The organism is Kitasatospora sp. NPDC059571 (assembly GCF_042735675.1).
GTDB lineage: Bacteria > Actinomycetota > Actinomycetes > Streptomycetales > Streptomycetaceae > Kitasatospora.
In genome coordinates this window covers 1-4,392 of sequence record NZ_JBHWBW010000388.1, presented here as the reverse complement: position 1 = coordinate 4,392, position 4,392 = coordinate 1, and the positions used below count along the sequence as shown (strand labels likewise).

At 75.3% G+C, this 4,392-nt stretch carries 4 protein-coding genes; all 4 read right to left on the bottom strand.

What is annotated here, in order from left to right:
- Positions 1 to 1,595: right-handed parallel beta-helix repeat-containing protein (locus ACFV0G_RS30555; protein WP_380555043.1), on the bottom strand; the 1,595-nt coding region annotated here is incomplete at its 3' end.
- A 159-nt stretch (positions 1,596 to 1,754) separates the two neighbouring features.
- Complete coding sequence (locus ACFV0G_RS30550; RefSeq protein WP_380555041.1) at positions 1,755 to 2,666, bottom strand: MOSC domain-containing protein; 912 nt, start codon at positions 2,664 to 2,666, stop codon at positions 1,755 to 1,757.
- Positions 2,667 to 2,851: 185 nt separating this feature from the next.
- Positions 2,852 to 3,499: a hypothetical protein gene (locus tag ACFV0G_RS30545; protein ID WP_380555039.1), complete on the bottom strand. Its 648-nt coding sequence runs from the start codon at positions 3,497 to 3,499 to the stop codon at positions 2,852 to 2,854.
- A gap of 293 nt (positions 3,500 to 3,792) precedes the next feature.
- Positions 3,793 to 4,236, bottom strand: a complete 444-nt coding sequence (mscL, locus tag ACFV0G_RS30540) for a large conductance mechanosensitive channel protein MscL (RefSeq protein WP_380555037.1) — start codon at positions 4,234 to 4,236, stop codon at positions 3,793 to 3,795.
- Positions 4,237 to 4,392 lie beyond the last annotated feature (156 nt).

Sequence of the window (4,392 nt, the reverse complement as noted above, 5' to 3'; positions counted from 1 at the left end):
GCCGCACTGGTGCCCCGGGCGGTCCCCACGGCGGCCCCGCCGCGGGGCGGGGCGGCGAGCGCCGGCAGCAGGGCCGGGGCGAGCGGCGCGGGGATCGCGGGCCGGGGGACGGGCAGGGCCGGCGGGGGCGGCGGCACGTCGTCCGAGACGCAGCCCTCGGTGATCGGCCCGGTCTCGGAGAACTCGAAGCCGGACCGCCCGTTCTGCTCGGCACGGCAGCGGGTGAGCACCGTGCGGCAGCCGTCGATGACGTGGAACCCGAAGCCGCGGCCGTGCGACACCCGGCAGTCCTCGAAGTTGCCCCGGCCCTGCGCCGAGACGTACACCCCGGCGTCCCCGGCGCCGCGCACCGTGCAGCCGCGCAGTACCGGGTCGGCACCCTTGGCGACGATCACCCCGGTCGCGACGTCGGAGATCTCGCACCCGGTGAGCAGGCCGCCGCTGCCGTGGTCGCGGAACCACAGACCGGTGCCGGCCTCCTGGATCCGGCAGTCCGCCAGGTCGGCGGTGGCACCGCCGCTGACCGAGACCGCGGAGGCGCGGATCCGGCTGAAGGAGCAGTCGGCGGCCTCCGCCACCGACTCGCGGTCGAGGACGAACAGCGCGTCCGGCAGGTCGTGCAGGGCGCAGTCGCGCAGCGACAGCCGGGCGCCGTCGCTGACCCAGACCGCCGGGTAGTCCCCGTCCGAGGAGGGGATCTCGCTGGCGGTGGCCGCCACCTCGGTGCCGGCGTCCCAGACCGACAGCGCGCCGCGGCCGAAGTCGTGCAGGGTGCAGCCGTCCAGCTGCAGGCGGGAGCGGCCGCGCAGGTCGGCGGCGTTCTCCGGCAGCTCGTGGATCCGGCAGCCGGTGAGCCGGAGCTCGGCCCCGGTGTCCAGGGTGAGGCCGTTGCCGGTGACCCGGTGGACGGAACAGTCGGTGAGCCGGCCGACCGCGCCGTCCTCGGCCTGCACCCCGCTGCCGCGGATCTCGTAGATCTCGCACCCGGTGAGCTCGGCGCCGCTGCCCTCGCCGGTGAGCAGCAGCCCCGCCCCGGCGGCGTGGTGCAGCCGGCACCGCTCCAGCACGGCGGCGGCGCCGCCCAGCACGGCGAGGCCGGCCTGTCCGGCGGCGGAGACCTCGCACTCCTGGAGCCCGGCCCGGGCGCCGGGGCGCAGCCGTACGCCGAGGCCGGCCGGGTTGGCCACGGTGCAGCCGCGCAGCACGGCCGAGGCGTTGTCGGCGATCTCGACTCCGCTCGCCGCCTGGGTGTCGATCCGGCAGTCGGTGAGCCGGGCGCCGTCCGCGGTGACCAGGACGGCGGGCAGCGAGCGGTCCGAGCCCTCGATCACCAGGCCGTGCACGGCCGCGGCGGCGGAGACGGTGAGCGGCACCCCGGCGGGCGGGTCGATCCGGACGCTGCCGGGGCCCTCGGCGGCCCGCAGCGTCAGCGCCTTGTCGACCAGTACGGCCTCGCGGAAGGTGCCGGGCCGCACGGTGACGGTGTCGCCGGGTTCGGCGGCGGCGAGCGCCTCCTGGAGCGTCTCGTAGTCGCCGGCGCGGCGGCGCCAGCGGGACGCACTGTCCTGTGTGACCCGGACCCTGTGCTCACCCATGCGGTCTGCCGTCCCCACCTTCGTCGAAGCTGCCATCGTCGCCGCCGTGCCCGCCGCGGCCGTCCCTGCCGCGGCCGTGGTCCCGGTGCCCTGCCGGTGCCGCCGGCCGGCCCCGTTCCGCGCCCTGCTAACGAGCCGCCCGGGGCGCGGTGCCGCCGGTCAGCGGCGTGCGCCGGCTCCGGGGCGGACCTCCGGAACGGGCGGCGGGCCCTGCTCCAGCACGGTCACCTCGTCGCCCACCCGGACCGTACCGAGCAGGTCGCCGGTGACGCCCTCGGGGCGCTCCGGGATCAGGTTCTGACCGAAGACCAGGTTCTTGCCGAACTTGCGGTGCCGGCCGAGCGCGAGCAGCGGCTCCGGGCCGCGGCGCAGGCCGGTCTCCTGGTCGGTGGTGGTGACCACGCACCGGCCGCACGCCTTGACCACGCGGAAGGTGAGGTCGCCGACCCGGATCCGGCGCCAGGAGTCCTCGGCCCACGGCTCGCTGCCGGACACCACCAGATTGGGCCGGAAGCGGGTCATCGGCAGCGGCTCGGCCCGCCGGTCGCCGGCCGGGTGGTCGGCGGCCAGGTGCCCGTTGAGCGCTTCCAGCGAGGCGGTGCTGGCGAGCAGCAGGGGGTAGCCGTCGGCCATGCTGGTGGTCTCGCCGGGCCGGCCGTACGCAGGGTCGATCTGCCGGCTGCTGTCCGGGCGGTCCAGGTGCAGCAGCCGGACGTCGCCGAGCCGGTCGCCGAACCAGATCTGCACCTCCTTCGCGGCCTCGACCGCGGGGAAGAGGGTGCCGAAGACGTCCGCCTGCGCGGCCGGGTCGCCCGCCGCCGCGGACGGCGCCGGGACCTCGACGGACGCGCCCTGCGGGTCGGTCACCGTCAGCGAGCCGTCGGGGTGCGGCTGCACCCGGTACTGACCGATCGTCGGCTCGTCGCGCTGGGTGACGGCCCGGCCGCTCGGTCCGGCCAGCATCCACCGCCGGTCACCGGCGAGGCCCCAGGGCTCGACGTCCGCACTGGTCGGGCTCAGGCGGTAGGTGGACTTGACGGGGTAGAGATGGACTCCGGTGAGCAGTGGCATGCCACCATCCTGCCAGCCGCGGGCACGGTCGGGGCGGCCCGGGCGGGAGTGCGCGGAGGCCGCCCGGTCCGCCGTGGTGCGGCGGACCGGACGGCCTCCGTGGGGATGGACCCGCGCCCTGTCTCGTACGATCGGCTGCTCGCCTCGCCCCGGCGCCCTCGTTCGCCGGGTCGGTGCGGCTGGTGTCAGCCGGCCTGCTGGTAGTACGCGGGGCCGGGGTACTGCTGCTGCACCGGCCGCACCGGTGCGACCGGCGCGGCCGGACGCAGCTGGTTGCCGCCGAAGCTCTGGTCGGCGAAGCCCTGCTGGGCGGGGCCGCCCTGCGCGCCGAACTGCTGGCCGGTCATGCCGGTCGGCGCCGAGGCGAAGGAGTTCTGACCGCCGAAGGACTGGCCCTGGTAGCCCTGGGTCTGCGGGAAGGCAGGGGCCTGGGGGCGCTGCGGCGGCAGGTACGGCTGGGGGGTGCCGTAGCCCGGAACGTTCGGCTGCGGGGCCGCCGCGTACATCTGCTGGGCCGGCTGGGCCGGGATGTACGAGGTGGCGGGGCCGCTGCTCGGACCGGGGCCCAGGGCCAGCCGGGCCGGGGGCAGCGCCGGCAGGTTGCTGCCGGGGCTGTCGTAGCCGGTGCTGTAGCCGGTGCTGTAGCCGGTGCCGTAACCGCTGCTGTAGCCGGTGCCGTAGCCGGAGGTGGCCGGCGGCAGGGCCGCAGGCACATTGATGGGGGCGATCTGCGGGACACCGCGTTCTGCGACGAGGCTGTCGTAGATGGGCGTGCCGGAGGAAAAGGACGGAGGGGGGTAGCCGACTCCGTCGTAGGAGCGGGGCGAGGTCATGGGGCATACCGTAAGCCCACAACGTGCCTGCTGAGGAGAGTGGAACGGGGGGGAGTTCGACTGTTTACAGAGTCTTCGCCGGAGCGAAGGGCTCGAAAGTATAAATATCCGACATATCGGCGTCGAGTTCCGGCCAGCGAACTCCACCGGTCGGTGGTCGAACGGTGGTCGAACCTCCGATCGCGTCCCGGTGGACCGGTCGGGACGGGAACCGGAGGCGCGCGGGCCGCCGCGCACGCCGCCCGGTCGGCGCCGACGGCGGCCCGGCCGGGCGGCGTGCGCGAAACCGCCGGTCAGTGCACCCGCACCGGCTGCGCCGGGAAGCCGGGGCGGCCCGCCAGGTCACTGGTGCAGTGGGCGCAGCGGACGGCCGCGGCCGGCACGGTGCTCAGGCAGTCCGGGCAGTCGGCCTTGGCCACCGGGGCGGTCTTCACCGGCTCGAACCGTGCCTGCAGCCGGCTGACCGGAACCACCACGGCGAAGTAGATGACCGCGGCCACCAGGACGAAGCTGATCAGCGCGTTCAGGAAGGCGCCGTACGGGAAGACGGTGCCCCCGACCGTGAACGCCTCCTTGCTGTAGTCGCCGACCACGCCGCTGGCGACACCGATGAGCGGGGTGAGGAACGCGGTCACGAACCCGGTGACGACGGCCGTGAAGGCCGCGCCGATGACGATGCCGACCGCCAGGTCGACCACGTTGCCGCGCAGCAGGAAGCTGCGGAATCCCTTGAACACCGGGTACTCCAGTCATGGTGAGGGTGTGCCAGGCCCGGGCGGGCCGGGACGCCCTCCCGGGCGGCCCGGCGAGCCATCCTGCCGACCGGGGATTCCCCCGGTCCACCTCGGTTCACCTGTTCCGGCGATATGTCGTACTGACGGAGTGGACGGCGC